We start from the raw sequence: 16826 nt of genomic DNA, 5'->3' as shown, positions 1-16826 counted from the left end.
TGAAAAGGAGCTTGCGCTATGAACATTGATGGTTTGAGAGAGTTAGGGGCGAATGTGGATGAAGGTCTTGAAAGATGCATGGGCATGGAGGATTTCTACATGGAGATGATAGAGCTCGGCCTCTCTGATGAAAGGTTCGAGACTTTAGGCCAAACCCTTGAGGCCGGAGACCTTGATAATTCCTTTGAGCATGTGCATGCCTTAAAGGGTGTAATAGGTAATCTTGCGCTGACGCCGTTATATGAGACTATATGTGAGATCACGGAGCACCTCAGGGCAAGAGAGCAGATGGACTACAAGCCGCTATACGAAAAACTTATTTCTCAAAGAAACGCATTCCGCAGTTAAGATTTGTATCGATGTTGAACGGAGAGTAACGCCGTGAATACTGATGATAGACATGGAAGAAGCAAACTGGAGCGATATCTTTCGCCTTTGCATGTGTGGGCTCTGTCATTCGGATGTGCCGTTGGATGGGGCGCATTTGTTATGCCCGGCACAACGTTTCTGCCTCTGGCCGGACCCCTTGGAACCACGCTGGGCCTTATCATCGGCGCTGTCATAATGCTGATCATCGGCGTTAACTACCACTATCTTATAAACAAATTCCCGGATTCAGGTGGAACCCTGACTTATGCTGTAAAAACCTTCGGATATGACCACGGCTTCATGAGCGCCTGGTTTCTTATCCTTGTTTATGTTGCAATCATATGGGCCAACGCCTCTGCGCTGGGCCTTATCAGCAAGTACCTCTTTGATGGAACCTTCCAGTTTGGCTTCCATTACCAGATCCTTGGATACGACGTATATCTGGGAGAGGTGCTGATCTCAGTGGCTGCCATATGCCTGGCATCAGGACTTTGCATGAAGGGAAAAAGGATATCTGTCAATCTTCAGGCAATTTTGTGCTTTGTCCTGATTCTGGGAATCATAGTCTGCGCCGTAAATGTTTCCTCTCACAATCATGGAATAATCTTCGTTGCAAAGCCTTACTTCTCACCGAACAAAGGAAATCCGATAAGTCAGGTTATCTCAATAATCGCGTTATCTCCCTGGGCATACGTCGGATTTGAATCCATATCGAATTCAGCATCGGGCTTTAAGTTTTCATCTGAAAAGAGCCTGCCTATCATGGTGGCAGCACTCATAACATCGGTGGTTTCTTACGTGCTCCTCGCACAGATAGCCTCCGCAGGTGTTCATGAGAATTACTCCGGATGGGTAGAGTACATAGCTGACCTTCCGAATATCGGGGGCATTCTTGGACTTCCGACCTTTCATCTTGCGCAGGATTCCATGGGTAGTACCGGCCTTATAATTCTTGGCTGCGCCGCATTCGCAGGCGTCATGACAGGACTTATCGGTAACTTCATCGCTGCCAGCAGACTCCTCTACATCATGGCGGATGACGGCATTCTGCCCGGCTGGTTTAGAAAGCTGAATGACGAAAATGTTCCGCAAAATGCCATTGCAGCTGTGACTGCAATTTCAGTGTTTATCCCGCTCCTTGGAAGGACAGCCATAGGATGGATAGTCGATGTCACCACCATCGGCGCGATCATAGCCTACGGATATACATCGGCAGCAGCAACAGTCAACGCCAAGACTGATAACAATAAAAAAATAATGGCCACAGGCATTCTCGGACTTATCGCATCGGTGCTGTTTTTTATGTACTTCATGGTGTGGTCTGCGGGAGCCATGTCAACGGAGAGCTACTTCATCCTTGCAAGCTGGAGTATCATCGGCTTCGTGTATTTCATGTTTGTGTTTGAGCACGACAAGAAAAAGAGATTCGGACATTCCACCATCGCATGGATCACCTTTTTGTGCATGACGTTTTTCGCATCTCTTGTATGGGTGAATAACGCAACCGATGATATCACCAAGGAGGTGGTAAGCAGCATAAGTGCCCACTATGAGCAGCTAAGCGATGAAACGGAATTAGAGGATCCCGAGAAAACAAGCAAATTTATCAACGAAAAGCTTGTGAAGGCAGATAATGATATCAACAGAAACAGTATGATTCAGATAACTCTGAACATCATCTCACTTCTTATCATGTTCAGGATTTACAGCATAATAACTGTTAGGGAGAAGGAGGCTCAGAAGGAAAAGCTAAAGGCCACCGAAAGGAGTATCGCCAAGACGGTATTTTTATCAAACGTATCCCACGACATCAGAACTCCCATGAATGCCATAATAGGATACATCAACCTCGCCAAGGAGGAAAATGTCACCCATGAGGAGCTGAAGGAATACCTTAAGAAAATCGAGGCCTCCAGCAATCATCTGATGGCCCTTATCAATGACGTCCTTGAGATGAGCAGAATCGAGAGCGGCAGGATAGAGCTTGAAAATGTGCCCGTTAATCTAAGGAAAACCTTCGATGATGTAAAGGATCTGTTTGCTACGCAGATGGCTGAAAAGGGAATAACCTATACGGTAGATACGAAGGGTATAGAGAACGAGCATGTTTACTGCGATAAAAACAGGTTAAACAGAGTGCTTCTAAACCTACTTAGTAATGCCTACAAATTTACGCCAAAGAACGGTAAAGTGGCCGTAATCGTTAAACAGAAAAAGGCTTATGAGCATATGAAGGCTGTCTATGAGATTCAGGTTAAGGACAGCGGAATCGGTATGTCAGAGGAGTTTACGACCAAGGTGTTTGACGCCTTTGAAAGAGAAAATGATGAGACGGTTAAGGATATCCAGGGCACCGGACTTGGAATGAGCATTGTAAAAAGTCTCGTGGATGTCATGGGTGGCACCATCGAGGTAAGATCAAAAAAGGAGCATGGAACTGAGTTTATCGTAAATCTGACTCTGGGTCTTCAGACCGAGGAGGATATCAGGAAGGCTAAGGATGAAGAACAGGAAACAACCGTTAGCGATGTAGACTTTAGCGGCAAGAGAGTGCTTCTTGTGGATGATATTCAGGTCAACAGAATGATTGCAGCAAAGCTCCTTGAGAAGATGGGACTGATAGTTGAAATGGCAGAGAACGGACAGGAGGCAGTGGATAAGGTAAGTGCTGCAGCTGCAGGCTATTACGACATTGTGCTTATGGATATTCAGATGCCTGTAATGGATGGTTATGAAGCCGCAAAGACCATCAGGAAGCTTGAGGAAAAGGAGAAGGCCGGGGTACCCATAGTTGCGATGACAGCTAACGCCTTTTCAGAGGATATTAAAAAGGCAGCAGACTCCGGAATGAACGGACATATAGCAAAACCGATAGATATCAGCAAGATGACAGAGACCCTGGTCAAACTAATAAACTAGCATAAAACCAACCAGACAAAACTACTATTACAAAAATATGAGGATGAGCTTCTATCAGGAAACTCATCCTCTTTCTATTTCAGAATATCTCTGATTTTACGAGCGATTCATCAAACCTTAAATGCATTGATCAGATTCTCAATCTCATCTGAGGAGTCTGAAACTGCGGTAGCACTGTTATCAACACCCTTGGAGTTCTCTGCAACGAGCTCTGCGCTGGAGGTCAGGTGAGTGGCTGTAGCACTTACTTCCTGAGTACTTGCTGACTGCTCCTCGGAGATTGCTGCCATGGAGGTTGCAATCTCATCAACGTTACCAACCTTGGCAATCATCTCGCTTACGATATCGCTGGTCTCATCGAGGCTCTTGAAGATCTCTTCGAAGGTAGCGCCTGCTGTATTAACTGCATCCATGTTGTGGTTGATCTCTTCCATGTTGCTCTTGGACTTGTTGGAGAGCTCCTCTATCTGGATGGTGATCTCCTTGATGATGGTTGAGATCTGCTGTGTTGAATCTGCACTGTTCTGTGCCAGCTGTCCGATCTCCTGAGCTACAACTGCAAAGCCCTTGCCGGCTTCACCTGCTCTTGCAGCCTCAATTGAAGCATTGAGGGAGAGGAGGTTGGTCTGACTGGAAATCTCATTGATCATATCTACGATAGAGTTGATCTTCTGAGCTGATTCTCCAACAACGGTTACTACTTCGTTCATGTCATCCATGGCCTTGGCGATGCCGGTCATACCTGTCTGAACAATCTCCATATCACGCTGACCGTCCTTTGCCTTGGTTACAAGGGAATCCATGGTATCTCTTGTATGCTGGCTCTTCTCTGTGAGGTTTGATACCTCCTGAGCCAGGTTTGTTGCCTGATTAGCAAGCTCTGTAACAGCGTCAGCCATGTCATCCATAGCACCCTGGATCTGCTGCATTGCCTTGGACTGCTCATCAGCCTGGGCATTGAGATCACTGGATGCGTGCTTGGAGTTGCTGGATTCGATTGCGAGCTTTCCTGTGACTTCCTTCATCTGAATGAGAGTATCACGCATCTGTGCAACATAGTCTGCCATGTTGTTGTTCATGAGGCCAATCTCGTTTTCATTGTTTCCCTGACCCTTCTGAATGTCAACGGTGAAGTCACCCTGTGAAATTCTGGTGATGTTGTCAGTGAGCTTACTTACAGGCTTACTTATCATGCTGTTGATGGTCTGCAGCATAACGATTGCCATGAGGATAAGCATGATGACTGAAATAGCTACGCTTATATAAATAAACTTGTAAAGAGGTGCAAGTACGTCGCTTACCTTAACGAAGGAAGCAAGGAACCAGTTGGTGCCCTGAACCGGATCAATTGATACATAGTAATCTATGCCATCTGTTCCGTGAAGGGTGAAAATATCGTCCCTTCCGCCTGAGGTTGTTATCTTGGAAATCTGCTGGATAAAGTCGTCATTGGGATAATCGGCTACATCCTTACCAATCTGATCCTCGGCAGGTGATGCGATCATTATGGTGCCGCCGAACATCATGGTGGATCCTGTGCCAAGGGGCTTATATGCGCTGGCGGTCTTGGATATTCCTGTGAGAACTATATCTGTGGAAAGGACACCCGTTCTTCCGTCAAGGAGTTTGACCTCTCTTGAACCGCATACAACGGTGTTACCGGAGGTCATATCTACTGAGGGCTCACCGAGTGTTATGGATGATTTACCCTGGGCGTTCTTATACCAGCCTCTGGAGGTAGGGTCGTAATCAGCATCCGGAACCCAGCCGCCTCCGTCATAGAAAGCTTCTTTGCCGATTGCAAGATAAACGTCAATAACAACACCGGGATATTCATCCATTCCGGGGAGAAGTGCATTTAGGTATGCATTGTCATCAGCAAAAGAGGACTTTTCAAGGGTATCACCAAGACCGTTATAATATGCAACCATGTTGGACACATCTCCGGCAATTTCGGCAGCATTGGCTTTGGCTTCCATTGCAAGACCGTTTGTGGCTTCTTCCACGATGACATTTTTGGCGCTTATAGCCATGAAAATTGCCACAACAGCGATGGCAAAAATTACCATAGGAATGATAACCAGAAGAAGCTGAGCACTGATGTGTTTGCTGAGCGTTTTTTCGTTAACTTTACTAGCCATAATGAAAACACCTCCATAGAAGAATTATTATATATAAATTATACTTTGAAAAGGTCAGAATAAAGATTATTAAATTATAAATAGTTTCTAATCTTTTTATAATTTTTGCTATAATATGATATTGAAGTCGTATGTCAAAAAATACGAAATAATGATAACTAATTCAGGAGGCAGTACATGGACAATTTTACTTACTATGCACCTACGGAAGTTGTTTTTGGAAAAGGTGTTGAGAACAATATTGGCTACACAGCCAGCAAATATGGAAAGAAAGCTTTCCTGGTATTCGGAAAGGGAAGCGTTGTAAGAAGCGGTCTCCTTGGAAGAGTTGAGGACTCTCTTGCGGCAGCAGGCGTAGAGTATATGGAGTTTGGAGGAGCAAAGCCCAATCCCACTCTTGAGCATGCAGAGGATGGCGTAAGGGAAGCTGTTCATTTCGGTGCAGATATGATAATAGGTATCGGCGGAGGAAGCGCTATTGATACAGCCAAGGCCATTGCCCACGGCGCAGCCAATCCCGATGAGAAGCTCTGGGATATCTGGGTTAAGAGAGTTCAGCTCACAAAGTCTCTTCCCGTTGGCGCAGTTCTTACAATAGCTGCAGCCGGAAGTGAGATGAGTGATTCCGCTGTTCTTACAAACGAGGAGCTTGGAAAGAAGGCTGGAATAAACACTGAATTTAACAGATGCAGATTCGCTATCGTGAATCCCGAGCTTGGAACAACTTTACCTAAGAACCAGATAGCAGCAGGTGTAACGGATATCATGATGCACACAATGGAGAGATACTTCATTCCGGATTCCCACTGCGATATGACCGACGAGATAGCAGAGGGACTTCTTCGCACAGTGATCAAGAACGGAGCGAAGGTTGTGGAGGATCCTTCGGATTACGATGCAATGAGTGAGGTATTCTGGGCTTCAAGCCTTTCACACAATAACCTCACTGAGTGCGGCCGCGGCAAGGACTTCTCAGTTCATAAGCTTGGACATGCGCTCTCAGCAAAGTATGATGCCACCCATGGCGCATCCCTTGCAGCGGTTTGGGGAGCATGGGCAAAAGATCTTTATAAGGGAGCCCTTCCCAGATTTGCAAGATTCGCCCGCAGCGTATGGGGAGTTACTGAGGAAAATGACGAGGCTGCAGCTCTTGCAGGAATAGAGAAGACTGTGTCATTTTTTAAATCCATAGGAATGCCTGTAAGCGTAAGAGAGCTGGGGGTTGACCCTTCAGATGAAGATATTAAGGAGCTTTCTCTTGATGCAACCATGAAGGATACAGTAAAGCTCTCAAGAATCAGACCCTTAAGTGCGGCAGATGTAGAGAAAATATATAGAGATGCTTTATAAAAATTTAACTAATAGAAGAATTATATAATTATGCCCCTCATTCTCTTTGTTGATACAATATAATTGCAATAAAGAGTAATGAGGGGTTAATTTTATGATCAATTGGAGTTTTGATTATGTAATTCCAAGCCTGCTTATTCTGATTATAATCATGGGATACTACTTTTCATTGCCGAGACTTCCTGTCAGGCTGAATAAGGTATTCCTGGCTATTATGGTTAATGAAGGCTTCGTCATAATATCGGATATAATCGCCAGCTGGGCATGTAATGAGTACAAGACATTACCGACCTGGATAGTGGTTTTATTAAATACGCTCTATTTTGCAGCCTTCTTTAGCGGGTGTTTTTTGTTCTTTGAAATGTGTGTTACCCTTCTGCGCATTGCTCCATCCAGAAAAAATGTAAGAAAATGGCTTATAAGGATTCCTTTTATATTGTCGGAAATCCTTACTGTTAGTAGTGCCTTTTTCGGATTTATTTTCTATATTGATGAAACAGGGTATCACCGTGGACCACTCCACTTCATGGTTTACGTTACCCTTTATTTCTACATATTCATGAACTATTTTACCCTGTTTACACATTGGAACAGACTGCGAAGAAGGCATGAAAGAAACGGCATTATCGGTTATACCACAATGCTTCTGATTGGAGCTGCACTGAGGTATTGCCTGCCGCTTTATCTTATTTTTGACACCTTCTGCCTGATGGCAGTTCTTATAATTTACCTGTCCTACGGTAACCCTGAATTTTTCCTTGAAACCAGGAACATGGCCTTCAACAGCAAGGCCCTGAGAATTTTTATAGAGGAAAATGAGGACAGGGGAAGATATAAGATTCTCTCTTTTATTATTCGTGATTACCATGACCTTAGGGATATCTATGGAACTATACAGATGAATCAGGGAATTGCTCTGATATCTGAGTTCCTTAAGAAGAACTATCCTGAGGTTATCCAGTTTTATTATCAAAATGGACGCTTCGTACTTCTTGGCAACAGAGGAATGGACTGGGAGGAGATTCATGAGGAAATAAGACACCGGTTCCTTCTTCCATGGAAATCTGATGATGCGGAGCTCTATCTGGAGGTGGGCTTTGCTCTGGTTGACCTTTCAAAGGGCTATGGAAGCGCAGATGAAGTGCTTAACTCCATCGGACTTTTATTGGAAAGAGCAGACAGACTCGGGGATGACTACAATGTCCTTACTGATGATAATGCTCTTCAGGATTATGCAGACAGAATCTATCTGAAGAAGACCATGGAAAATGCCATTGATCATAAGGCAGTGGAGATATACCTACAGCCCCTTATTGATGCCAATAAGCGCACCCTTGTGGGAGCGGAGGCACTGGCAAGAATCCGTGATGAAAAGGGACATATCGTGCCTCCCGGAGCCTTCATTCCGATAGCCGAGCAGAATGGCCGAATCAATGAGCTGGGAGAGCAGGTATTTGAAAAGGTCTGCCAGTTTATAGCGGATAGCGATGTGGACAGCTTTGGACTCCAGTTTATAAATGTCAATCTGTCACCTATCCAGTTCATGAGAACTGACCTTGGAGAAAGGTTCCTCAAGGTTGTGGACAGATATGGCGTTGATCCTTCCAGGATACATCTGGAGATCACAGAGGAAGCCATGATAGACGACCAGCAGATGGAAAAGCAGATACAGGCAATGCAGAGAGATGGCTTCAGATTTGTTTTGGATGATTACGGAAAAGGTTACTCTAACCTTACAAGACTTAAGAAGAGTCCCTTCATAAATGTAAAGCTCGACATGGAAATCGTATGGGATTACTGTAATGCACCTGACCACATACTTCCCATGATGGTAGGAGCCTTTAAAAAGATGCATTTTGGCATAACCGCCGAGGGAATAGAGACAGAGGAAATGGCAAAGAAGATGACAAACATTGGCTGCGATTATCTGCAGGGAATGCTGTTCTCAGCGCCACTTCCGCCGGAAGAGTTCCTTGAACAATATAGAGGTTACTAAAAATATAAAAGGGAGCTGTGAAAAAATGAGAAATCATTTTTTCACAGCTCCCCTTTATTTTTTAGGATGGCTTATCCAATATTATTTACTATTCCGAAGGATATATAGTTGTCTACGATAGCCTTAAAATCCGTGCCTTCCTCGCACTTTTCATTATAAATTCCGTTCACCATCAGGCGGAGTCCGCCGCCCTCAAAATGCTCAACAACCTTATAGCGATCCTTGTAGAATGAGCTTCTTGAAACCGCCACATCTCTTCGTATACCCTTGAATTCAGAAAGGGGACATCCCGGGAAATTGATATTTACTATCTGACCGTAGTCAAGCTTTACCTTAAGAGCCTCCTTTAGCATGTCCTTAAGATATGCGTTTGTGACCTCGTGATCATCATCTATGTTTTCCGATAATGCCACAGCGTGGAATCCCTGAAAAGCTGCCTCGAAGGCTGCTCCTGCTGTTGCGGAGTACTGGATATCCGTTGCTGCGTTATAGCCAAAATTGATGCCTGAGAGGACCACATGGGGCTTTTTCGGCATGATATTAAGACTTCCCACGCGGACACAGTCGCCGGGAGTTCCGCTGCAGGAAAATGCGTGAACGCCCTCAACCGGGAAATCGTGAGGGAAAACATCTATCGGGTCTCTCAAGGTAATGCTGTGTGAAGCAGCGCTCCTTTGGTGCGCCGGAGCTACAACCCACACCTCACCGAATTCCTTTGCAGCCTCCGCCAGTCTGTGGATACCGCCTGCATCTATTCCGTCATCATTTGTGATTAGTATTCTTCGCATATAAAACCTCTGAAAATGATTTTTTTCTATACTAACATAAATCGCAACAACCAAAAAGAAATAAGCAAGATTATGTAAGACACGGAGCCTGTAATAATGCGAACATAGACTTGATAAACTAACGATATGAATATAAAAAATGAGGATAGCAATGGGTGCTTTTAAGACAGGTAATTACAGGAACCTTTTTAAGGAAATAGGAAAAAGCGACGCCGAGATACAGGCACGTATCGACGAGGCGGTTAAGACATTTTTCTACGATGAAAATGAGAGAATTTATCATGAAGCCGGTGAGGATATGGGTTACCTTACCGACACCGGTAATAACGATGCCAGAACAGAGGGTATGTCCTATGGCATGATGATGTGCGTTCAGCTGGATATGAAGGAGCAATTCGACCGCATCTGGAAGTGGTCCAAGACCTACATGTTCATGACAGAGGGCGACAACGAGGGCTATTTTGCCTGGTCCTGTCAGACAGACGGAACCAAGAATGCCTATGGCCCTGCTCCTGACGGTGAGGAATTCTACGCAATGGCGCTTTTCTTTGCATCACACAGATGGGGCGATGGCGAGGGAATATTTGAGTACAGCAGAGAGGCGAGAGAGCTGCTTAGTTCCTGCATTCACAAGGGAGAAAACGGAAGACCGGGATGTCCCATGTGGAATAAGGAAAACGGACAGATTCTTTTTGTTCCGGGAAGCCCGCACACAGATCCTTCCTATCATCTGCCGCACTTCTATGAGCTTTTTGCGCTGTGGGCAAATGAGGAGGACAGGGAGTTTTTCGCAAATGCAGCAAAGGTCAGCAGAGACTACCTGGTAAAGTGCTGCCACAAGGAGACGGGACTTAGTCCTGAGTATGGTAACTTCGACGGTACACCCATGGACAAGGAACTGCCCTGGGGACAGTTTGGTGATTTCTTCAGTGATGCCTACAGAACTGCAGCAAATATAGGGCTTGATGCAGTATGGTTTGGCGAGGAGAAAAAGCATCTGGGGGCACCGCTTCGCATGATGAAGTTCTTCGGAACAGATCTTGAGGCAGTAAGGTGTGCTTATAAGGTTGACGGAACACCTCTTGAGAGACCTGTTCTTCATCCTCTTGGACTTTTATCAGCGACTGCGCAGGGGGCACTTGCAGCTGCTGATGATGATTTTGAAACCGCAAAAAAATGGGTAGAATGGTTTTGGAATCAGCCGCTCAGGAAGGGCGTTCGCAGGTACTATGACAACTGCCTGTACATGTTCGCGCTTCTGGCACTTTCGGGGAATTACAGAATTTACTGATTCTAAAAAGCATGTATTGGGGTGCTTTTTAAGATAAAGGAATGAAAAATATTTAAACTGGAGGAGGTTTAAAAAAGTTATGGGTAAACAACTAATATATTCGGTGTATTTTATTATGCCGATACTTCTTTTGTGGGGGGCTAAGCCACAGGGAAAAGGACAGTGGAACGACAGTCTGTCACTGTCACAGACCAAGGCATTTCAGGGATTTTTAACAGTGGCAATTATGTTGCATCACATCGGCCAGAAGACCTGCGCATCCTGGCTCTTTCCTAAGAGCCGCATTATTCCGGGGCTTGAGTTCTTTGTTCCGATAGGTTACATCCTTGTTTCATTCTTCCTTTTCTTTAACGGCTACGGAGCTTACAAGAGCTTCCACACCAAGAAGAACTACCTGAATGGCTTTGTGAAAAAGAGAATACTGCCTGTGGTGTTATCACTCTATTCAACAACACTGATATTCTTCATCGCAAGACTTCTTATAGGTGAGAAGATGGATATGCCCGGTGCACTGCTTTACCTTTCAAGCATCAAGCTTTGCAATCCCAACACCTGGTACGTGATAGTCCTTCCGTTCTTCTATCTGGCATTTTATCTTGCCTTCAGATTCATTAAAAAGGACGGCCTTGCAGTAGCAGCGACAACAGCTTTCGTGGTTGCATACATTCTTGTTGGAACCAGCATCGACCACAACGATTACCTTATAAGGGGTGAGTGGTGGTGGAACTGTGTGCACATGTTCCCTGTGGGAATCCTCTTTGCAAAGTATGAGGACAAGATCATCCCTCATCTCAAAAAGTACTACTGGGTATATGCAATCCTTGCAGTTGCAGTACTCTATCCTTTATATCTCTATTCCGTACATGCGCAGGATTTCTTCTCCTACTACGGCGAGAACTTCGGTGCACCGGACAAGGTTTTGAGAAGACGTATGACGCTTCTCAGCCAGGTATTTGTAACCATGGACTTCGTATTTGCATCACTCCTTCTTGGAATGAAGGTTAAGATCGGTAACAGATTCCTGAAATTCATGGGAACGATAACCCTTGAGTTCTACCTGATCCACGGACTTTTCGTAGAGCTCTGTGACCACACCTTTGATGGCGGTGTGAAATCACCCTTCCCGATCAAAAATGTATTCCTCTATGTACTGGTAGTATTCGCTCTGGGTGTTCCCTCCGCAATACTGTTAAAGAAATTACATGGTCTGATTCTTGGAATTGGCAAAAAAGAAAAACAGCCTGTCGAACTTAAGAAGGCATCATAAAATAAGCTGCGGCGCATGTGCAAAAGTGCATATGTGCCGTTTTTTTTATCGTAACTTAATGCGTTGTTTATCAGATTTTTATAGGCATGTTGGATAATAAATTATGGTTATTTTATTATGTCTGGCTATGCTTTTTGGCTAAAAAATGAGGACAATCCTATGGGAAAACGAATTATATCAGCAGTAATAATAATGACACTACTAATCAGTATGACAGCTGCCTGCAGTAAGAAAAACGAAGAGGTTGTGGGCGGGGACGCCGAGGAAGAAAGCGTCGAGCTTGTGGTAATTGATATCAATCTTACTGATGAGGATTACGGAATCGGGGTAAATAAGAATAAGCCCGAGATCCTGGAAAAGATAAACGAATTCATAGAGGCCGGATTTGAAAACGGAAAATATGATGAAATAACCGGACACTATTTTGGCGGTACGGGGGATCCTGTTGGCATACCTACAGGGACCCGGGATGATGAAAAGGACCAGCTTGTGGTAGCAACAACCGGAGATTTTGAGCCCTTTGATTATGATGAGGGTGATCTTCATTACGGTATTGATATGGAGCTTATAAAGGCTATCGCTGATTACATGGGTAAAGAGCTGGTGCTTGTAAATGTTAATTTCGATATCATGTTCCAGACGGTTGCACAGGGAAAATGTGATGCCTGCATAGCCGGAATAACAATAAAGGATGAAAGAAAAGAGTTTGTGGATTTTTCAGTCCCATATTTCAATGCAGGACAATGCCTTGTGGCAAATAAAGCAGATAATGATTTCAAGGATGCAAAGACAAGGGAAGAAGCAGAGGAGATACTGAAAAATCTTGATGAATCAGTAGTTATTGCTGTTGAGGCAGAGACTACCGGAGAGAGCTACCTTCAGGGGGAAGCCGGTGATTTTCCGGGGGTAAAATGTAAGATCATGAAATGCTCAACCCTCGCGGACTGTATCATAGCTCTTCATAACGGAAATGCAGATTATGTCATTGGAGATAACGCTACACTTAAATATCTGGTAGCTAATCAGTAATTTATGTGATCGGGGCTCTATATGAAAAAGTTAAAGGGATACACCTGGATATTGATGTTAGTAGTACTATTGTTGATCTTGGCAGGCCTTATTATAGGCCTGTTTAGAATGTCCATTCAGAACGACGAAGAACAGACAATAGTCGGTGGTGTTTTCCTTGATGATATTGATGACGGAGGCTGGAGCGAAAATCATTACAACGGACTCAAGACAGCATGCGATGCTCTTGGATTAAAGCTTGAGGTAGTAACCAATGTCGAAGAGAAGGCTGCCAGTGAAGAAGCTGCTGTGGAAGAACTGGTGAGCAAGGGGTGCAATGTCATATTCCTCACCAGTGAAGGCTATGGAATGGATTTGTACCCTGTGATGGCTAAATACAATAATGTTGAGTTCTACACAGTATCTCCCAACTCTGATTTGTCAAATGTAACGACATATTTCTGCAGACTTTATGAGATGCGATACCTTGCAGGAATGATCGCGGGCAGAATGACCCAAAGTAATATCCTTGGATATGTTGCAGGCGGAAGAAATCCGCAGGTAACAAGGGGAATCAATGCGTTTACCCTGGGGGCCAGATCAGTTAATCAGGATGTGACAGTCAAGGTGAGATATCTGGATAACTGGACGGATCCCAAGGATGAATATTTACAGGCAAAAAAGCTGATAACAGAGGATGGTGCTGACCTCATAACCTATCATGCCAGCCTCAATACTGCTATTGATGCTGCAGAAGAACTGGGGGCTTATTCAGTCGGTTATGGCAGGGATATGGAAGGATATTCTGACAAATATCTGACCAGTGTTATATATCACTGGGATGTGGTATACCGGAAAATTCTTGAGGATTTTTTGAAGGGTGCTATTACCGACAACCATTATTACTTCCTTGGAATGAGAGAGGGAGCGGTTTCCTTTACGGATGTTACGAATATTGTGCCCCCGGATGTAAAGCTCCTTGTAGATGCAAAGCGGAAGGAGTTTGCCAAAGGCTCATTCGTTTTTGAAGGAGAGATAATCAGTAATACCGGAAAAGTCATGTGCAGGAAGGGTGAAAGAATAAGCGATGATGCGCTCTTAAGGCGCATGAACTGGTTTGTGGAAGGAGTGGAAGTCTATGAATAGTAAGCTCCGATACATGCCTGGTCGAATTTTTATACTCCTCCTTACAGTCTTTCTCATTTTTACAACATTGGGAATTATTTTTTATATCAGATTGGATAATCGTATCAACATAATTGCCATGAAGAACATAGAAAATGAGGCAAGGGCAGCTGCGATTTATTATCGTGAAAACCTAAGAACCGAGATGTTGGCCCTTGAGCACATAGCGTGGATACTTGGGGATGATAATATCGGGGAAGGCGAAGGCCTTGAGCAGGCCAAAATAGTCATCCGGAATGTGTTTGACTCAGAACCCAGTATTCTTCTTGGAATTATGGATGGAGAGAGAAACCCTGTATATGAAAGTGCGATTGATCCTACTGAATATGAGGGACTTCTTGAGTCATTCCGTGGTAACAGTGGCGTATCCTACATGAAAACCGGTGCACTGATGTTTTCTTATGCTGTCATTAAAGGGGATAATGTCCGGTACGTTTTGTATTCAATATGCTCATCAGTCTATATCAGAAGAAAGCATGGGCTGGATAATATTACGAATCTGGGCAGTGTTGCACTTATGACCAGAGATGATGAAATAGTGATTCCGTTCACTAATATGAAAAAAGAAGATGCTGCATTTTTCGACAGTGCATCCGTAAGAAATGTCTTTAAGAGATTAGGCAGAGGGCATAATGTTGATTCAGTTGCGATAGAAAAGGTAAAGACTACAAAGGGCGAGATGTATTTCTATTCCGCAGAGCTTGAGAACTCCCCCTTTGTAATTGTCGGGGCTCTTGAAAAAGAGGAGGCTCTGGCTAATTATGCTAACGTTACGAATATGATTATCATTGCGTATGCACTATGTGTAATACTTGTAATGATCATACTGATTTTCTTCCTGCAGGCATCCATAAAAGCGAGAGAAAGTGAAGAGCTTAGGGAAGCAAAACAGATTGCTGAAGAAGCATCAAAAGCAAAGGGACTTTTCCTTGCAAATATGTCCCATGAAATAAGGACCCCTATAAATGCCATTATCGGAATGGATGAAATGATCCTGAGGCAGGGGCATGACAGTAAGATACAGCAGTATGCTTACAGCATTAAGAGCTCTGCCACATCACTCCTTAGTCTTGTAAATGATGTGCTTGATTTTTCAAGACTTGAGGCAGGAAAGCTAAAGCTTATGGATGAGGACTACAATCTTTCAACCCTCCTTACGGATATCTCTATCATGATAAAGACCAGGGCTGAAGATAAGGGGCTCGATTTCCATATTGATATAGACAGGAATATTCCGGATCATCTTATAGGTGATGGCACAAGACTTAAGCAGGTAATAATAAACCTTGTTACAAACGGAGTAAAGTACACCAACGAAGGCTTTGTACATCTCATCGTCGACTATGAAAAGCTAAGTGAGGATGAGATAAATCTGATGATCACAGTAAAGGATTCCGGAATCGGCATGAAGCAGGAGAGCATTGATAAACTTTTCCTTGCCTTTGAGAGATTTGATGAAAATAAAAACAAGACCATTGAGGGTACCGGTCTTGGTATGAGCATAGTCAAGCAGATACTTGATGCCATGGAAACTACCATAGATGTTAAGAGCGTCTATGGTGAGGGAAGTGAGTTTTCATTTGAAGTAAAGCAGAAGGTTAAGAATTGGGAGAGCATTGGTAACTATGAGGAGGCAGCAGAGAAAGTAGCCCTTAGTCAGGAAAGCTATCAGCCTGCTTTTTATGCCCCTGATGTACGAATACTTTCCGTGGATGACATGGAGATCAACCTTAAGGTTGTAGCGGGACTCTTAGAGCCCACCGGAGTTGTCATTGATTCCGTTCTTAGCGGCGCAGCGGCTCTTGAGATGATAGAGAAAAATCACTACGACATAATGCTCATTGACCATAGAATGCCCGGAATGGATGGCGTTGAGCTTTTGCAGAGAATAAGGAGCCTGCCTGAAAACGAAAACAGAAACGGCGTATGCATTGCGCTTACAGCTAATGTTTCCGAGGAAGGAAGGAATGCGTATATCAAGGAAGGCTTCAACGATTATCTGGCTAAGCCTATTAACGTTAAGACCATGGAGGAGACTATCCTGAGGTACATTCCCAAGGAGAAGCTTGGAGAGCAGCCGGATAAAAAAGATACATCTCCGGGAAGTGGAACGGGTGAGGAGCAAAAGACTGCCCCCAGTATCTCACAGGCAAGAGATGAGATTAAGAGACTGGAGTCTGAGGGCCTTATCGATACGACCCATGTTCTTGAATATTCAGGAACGGAGGAGATGTTCATAGACACTTTGAGGTTCTTCAGAGATTCGATAGGCAAAAAGTCCGACGAAATTGAAAAGCTCTATTACGATGAGAACATAGAGGATTATACGACCAAGGTTCATGCACTTAAGAGCGCTGCCAGAATGGTGGGCCTGACTGAACTTTCGAATATGGCTAAGCGTCTTGAGGAGGCAGGTAAAAAAGAGGATATCGACTATATCAGAGATAATACATGGGATACATTATCAAAATATCGCACGTATAAGGACATACTTGCGAAGGTTTAGAGGGAC

11 protein-coding genes are annotated in these 16826 nt (G+C 44.2%); 9 read left to right on the top strand and 2 right to left on the bottom strand.

The window, feature by feature from the left end; translation table 11 throughout:
* The first annotated feature begins 18 nt into the window (after nt 1-18).
* Both G601_RS0118570 and G601_RS25445 read left to right on the top strand, forming a co-directional pair.
* Complete coding sequence (locus G601_RS0118570) at nt 19-348, top strand: Hpt domain-containing protein (protein WP_026666227.1); 330 nt, start codon at nt 19-21, stop codon at nt 346-348.
* A gap of 33 nt (nt 349-381) precedes the next feature.
* On the top strand, nt 382-3288 hold the full coding sequence (locus G601_RS25445) for an amino acid permease (RefSeq protein WP_051206047.1): 2907 nt from the start codon (nt 382-384) through the stop codon (nt 3286-3288).
* A gap of 110 nt (nt 3289-3398) precedes the next feature.
* Here the strand turns inward: G601_RS25445 and G601_RS0118555 are convergent, their stop codons facing one another.
* The gene (locus tag G601_RS0118555; protein ID WP_026666226.1) at nt 3399-5429 is read right to left on the bottom strand and encodes a methyl-accepting chemotaxis protein; all 2031 of its coding nucleotides are present in this window, start codon (nt 5427-5429) and stop codon (nt 3399-3401) included.
* Nucleotides 5430-5606: 177 nt separating this feature from the next.
* Between G601_RS0118555 and G601_RS0118550 the strand changes: the two genes are divergently transcribed.
* The gene (locus tag G601_RS0118550; RefSeq protein WP_026666225.1) at nt 5607-6779 is read left to right on the top strand and encodes an iron-containing alcohol dehydrogenase; all 1173 of its coding nucleotides are present in this window, start codon (nt 5607-5609) and stop codon (nt 6777-6779) included.
* 94 nt (nt 6780-6873) lie between these two features.
* The gene (locus G601_RS0118545) at nt 6874-8775 is read left to right on the top strand and encodes an EAL domain-containing protein (RefSeq protein ID WP_026666224.1); all 1902 of its coding nucleotides are present in this window, start codon (nt 6874-6876) and stop codon (nt 8773-8775) included.
* Between the two features lie 71 nt (nt 8776-8846).
* Here the strand turns inward: G601_RS0118545 and surE are convergent, their stop codons facing one another.
* Nucleotides 8847-9563, bottom strand: a complete 717-nt coding sequence (gene surE / locus G601_RS0118540) for a 5'/3'-nucleotidase SurE (RefSeq protein ID WP_026666223.1) — start codon at nt 9561-9563, stop codon at nt 8847-8849.
* A gap of 139 nt (nt 9564-9702) precedes the next feature.
* Here surE and G601_RS0118535 point away from each other — a divergent pair, with 139 nt between their 5' ends.
* From G601_RS0118535 to G601_RS25440, 5 genes are all read left to right on the top strand, one after another.
* Nucleotides 9703-10854 (top strand): glycosyl hydrolase family 8, encoded by a 1152-nt coding sequence (locus G601_RS0118535; protein ID WP_242834452.1) that lies wholly within the window; start codon nt 9703-9705, stop codon nt 10852-10854.
* Between the two features lie 79 nt (nt 10855-10933).
* Nucleotides 10934-12121 (top strand): acyltransferase family protein, encoded by a 1188-nt coding sequence (locus tag G601_RS0118530; protein ID WP_026666221.1) that lies wholly within the window; start codon nt 10934-10936, stop codon nt 12119-12121.
* Nucleotides 12122-12280: 159 nt separating this feature from the next.
* Complete coding sequence (locus tag G601_RS24125) at nt 12281-13150, top strand: transporter substrate-binding domain-containing protein (protein ID WP_035791072.1); 870 nt, start codon at nt 12281-12283, stop codon at nt 13148-13150.
* A 21-nt stretch (nt 13151-13171) separates the two neighbouring features.
* Nucleotides 13172-14275: a BMP family ABC transporter substrate-binding protein gene (locus G601_RS24120; protein WP_081673623.1), complete on the top strand. Its 1104-nt coding sequence runs from the start codon at nt 13172-13174 to the stop codon at nt 14273-14275.
* Nucleotides 14276-14393: 118 nt separating this feature from the next.
* On the top strand, nt 14394-16820 hold the full coding sequence (locus G601_RS25440) for an ATP-binding protein (protein ID WP_207638069.1): 2427 nt from the start codon (nt 14394-14396) through the stop codon (nt 16818-16820).
* Nucleotides 16821-16826 lie beyond the last annotated feature (6 nt).

The organism is Butyrivibrio sp. FC2001, assembly GCF_000424125.1.
GTDB lineage: Bacteria > Bacillota > Clostridia > Lachnospirales > Lachnospiraceae > Butyrivibrio.
Note: the sequence above shows the minus strand (reverse complement) of the source record. Positions and strands in the feature narration are given on the sequence as shown.

Excerpts from the sequence above, each read along its gene's own strand:
- G601_RS0118570 (WP_026666227.1), top strand. The coding sequence starts at position 19 with ATGAACATTGATGGTTTGAGAGAGTTAGGGGCGAATGTGGATGAAGGT.
- G601_RS0118555 (WP_026666226.1), bottom strand. The coding sequence starts at position 5,429 with ATGGCTAGTAAAGTTAACGAAAAAACGCTCAGCAAACACATCAGTGCT.
- G601_RS0118550 (WP_026666225.1), top strand. The coding sequence starts at position 5,607 with ATGGACAATTTTACTTACTATGCACCTACGGAAGTTGTTTTTGGAAAA.
- G601_RS0118545 (WP_026666224.1), top strand. The coding sequence starts at position 6,874 with ATGATCAATTGGAGTTTTGATTATGTAATTCCAAGCCTGCTTATTCTG.
- surE (WP_026666223.1), bottom strand. The coding sequence starts at position 9,563 with ATGCGAAGAATACTAATCACAAATGATGACGGAATAGATGCAGGCGGT.
- G601_RS0118535 (WP_242834452.1), top strand. The coding sequence starts at position 9,703 with ATGAGGATAGCAATGGGTGCTTTTAAGACAGGTAATTACAGGAACCTT.
- G601_RS0118530 (WP_026666221.1), top strand. The coding sequence starts at position 10,934 with ATGGGTAAACAACTAATATATTCGGTGTATTTTATTATGCCGATACTT.
- G601_RS24125 (WP_035791072.1), top strand. The coding sequence starts at position 12,281 with ATGGGAAAACGAATTATATCAGCAGTAATAATAATGACACTACTAATC.
- G601_RS24120 (WP_081673623.1), top strand. The coding sequence starts at position 13,172 with ATGAAAAAGTTAAAGGGATACACCTGGATATTGATGTTAGTAGTACTA.
- G601_RS25440 (WP_207638069.1), top strand. The coding sequence starts at position 14,394 with ATGAAGAACATAGAAAATGAGGCAAGGGCAGCTGCGATTTATTATCGT.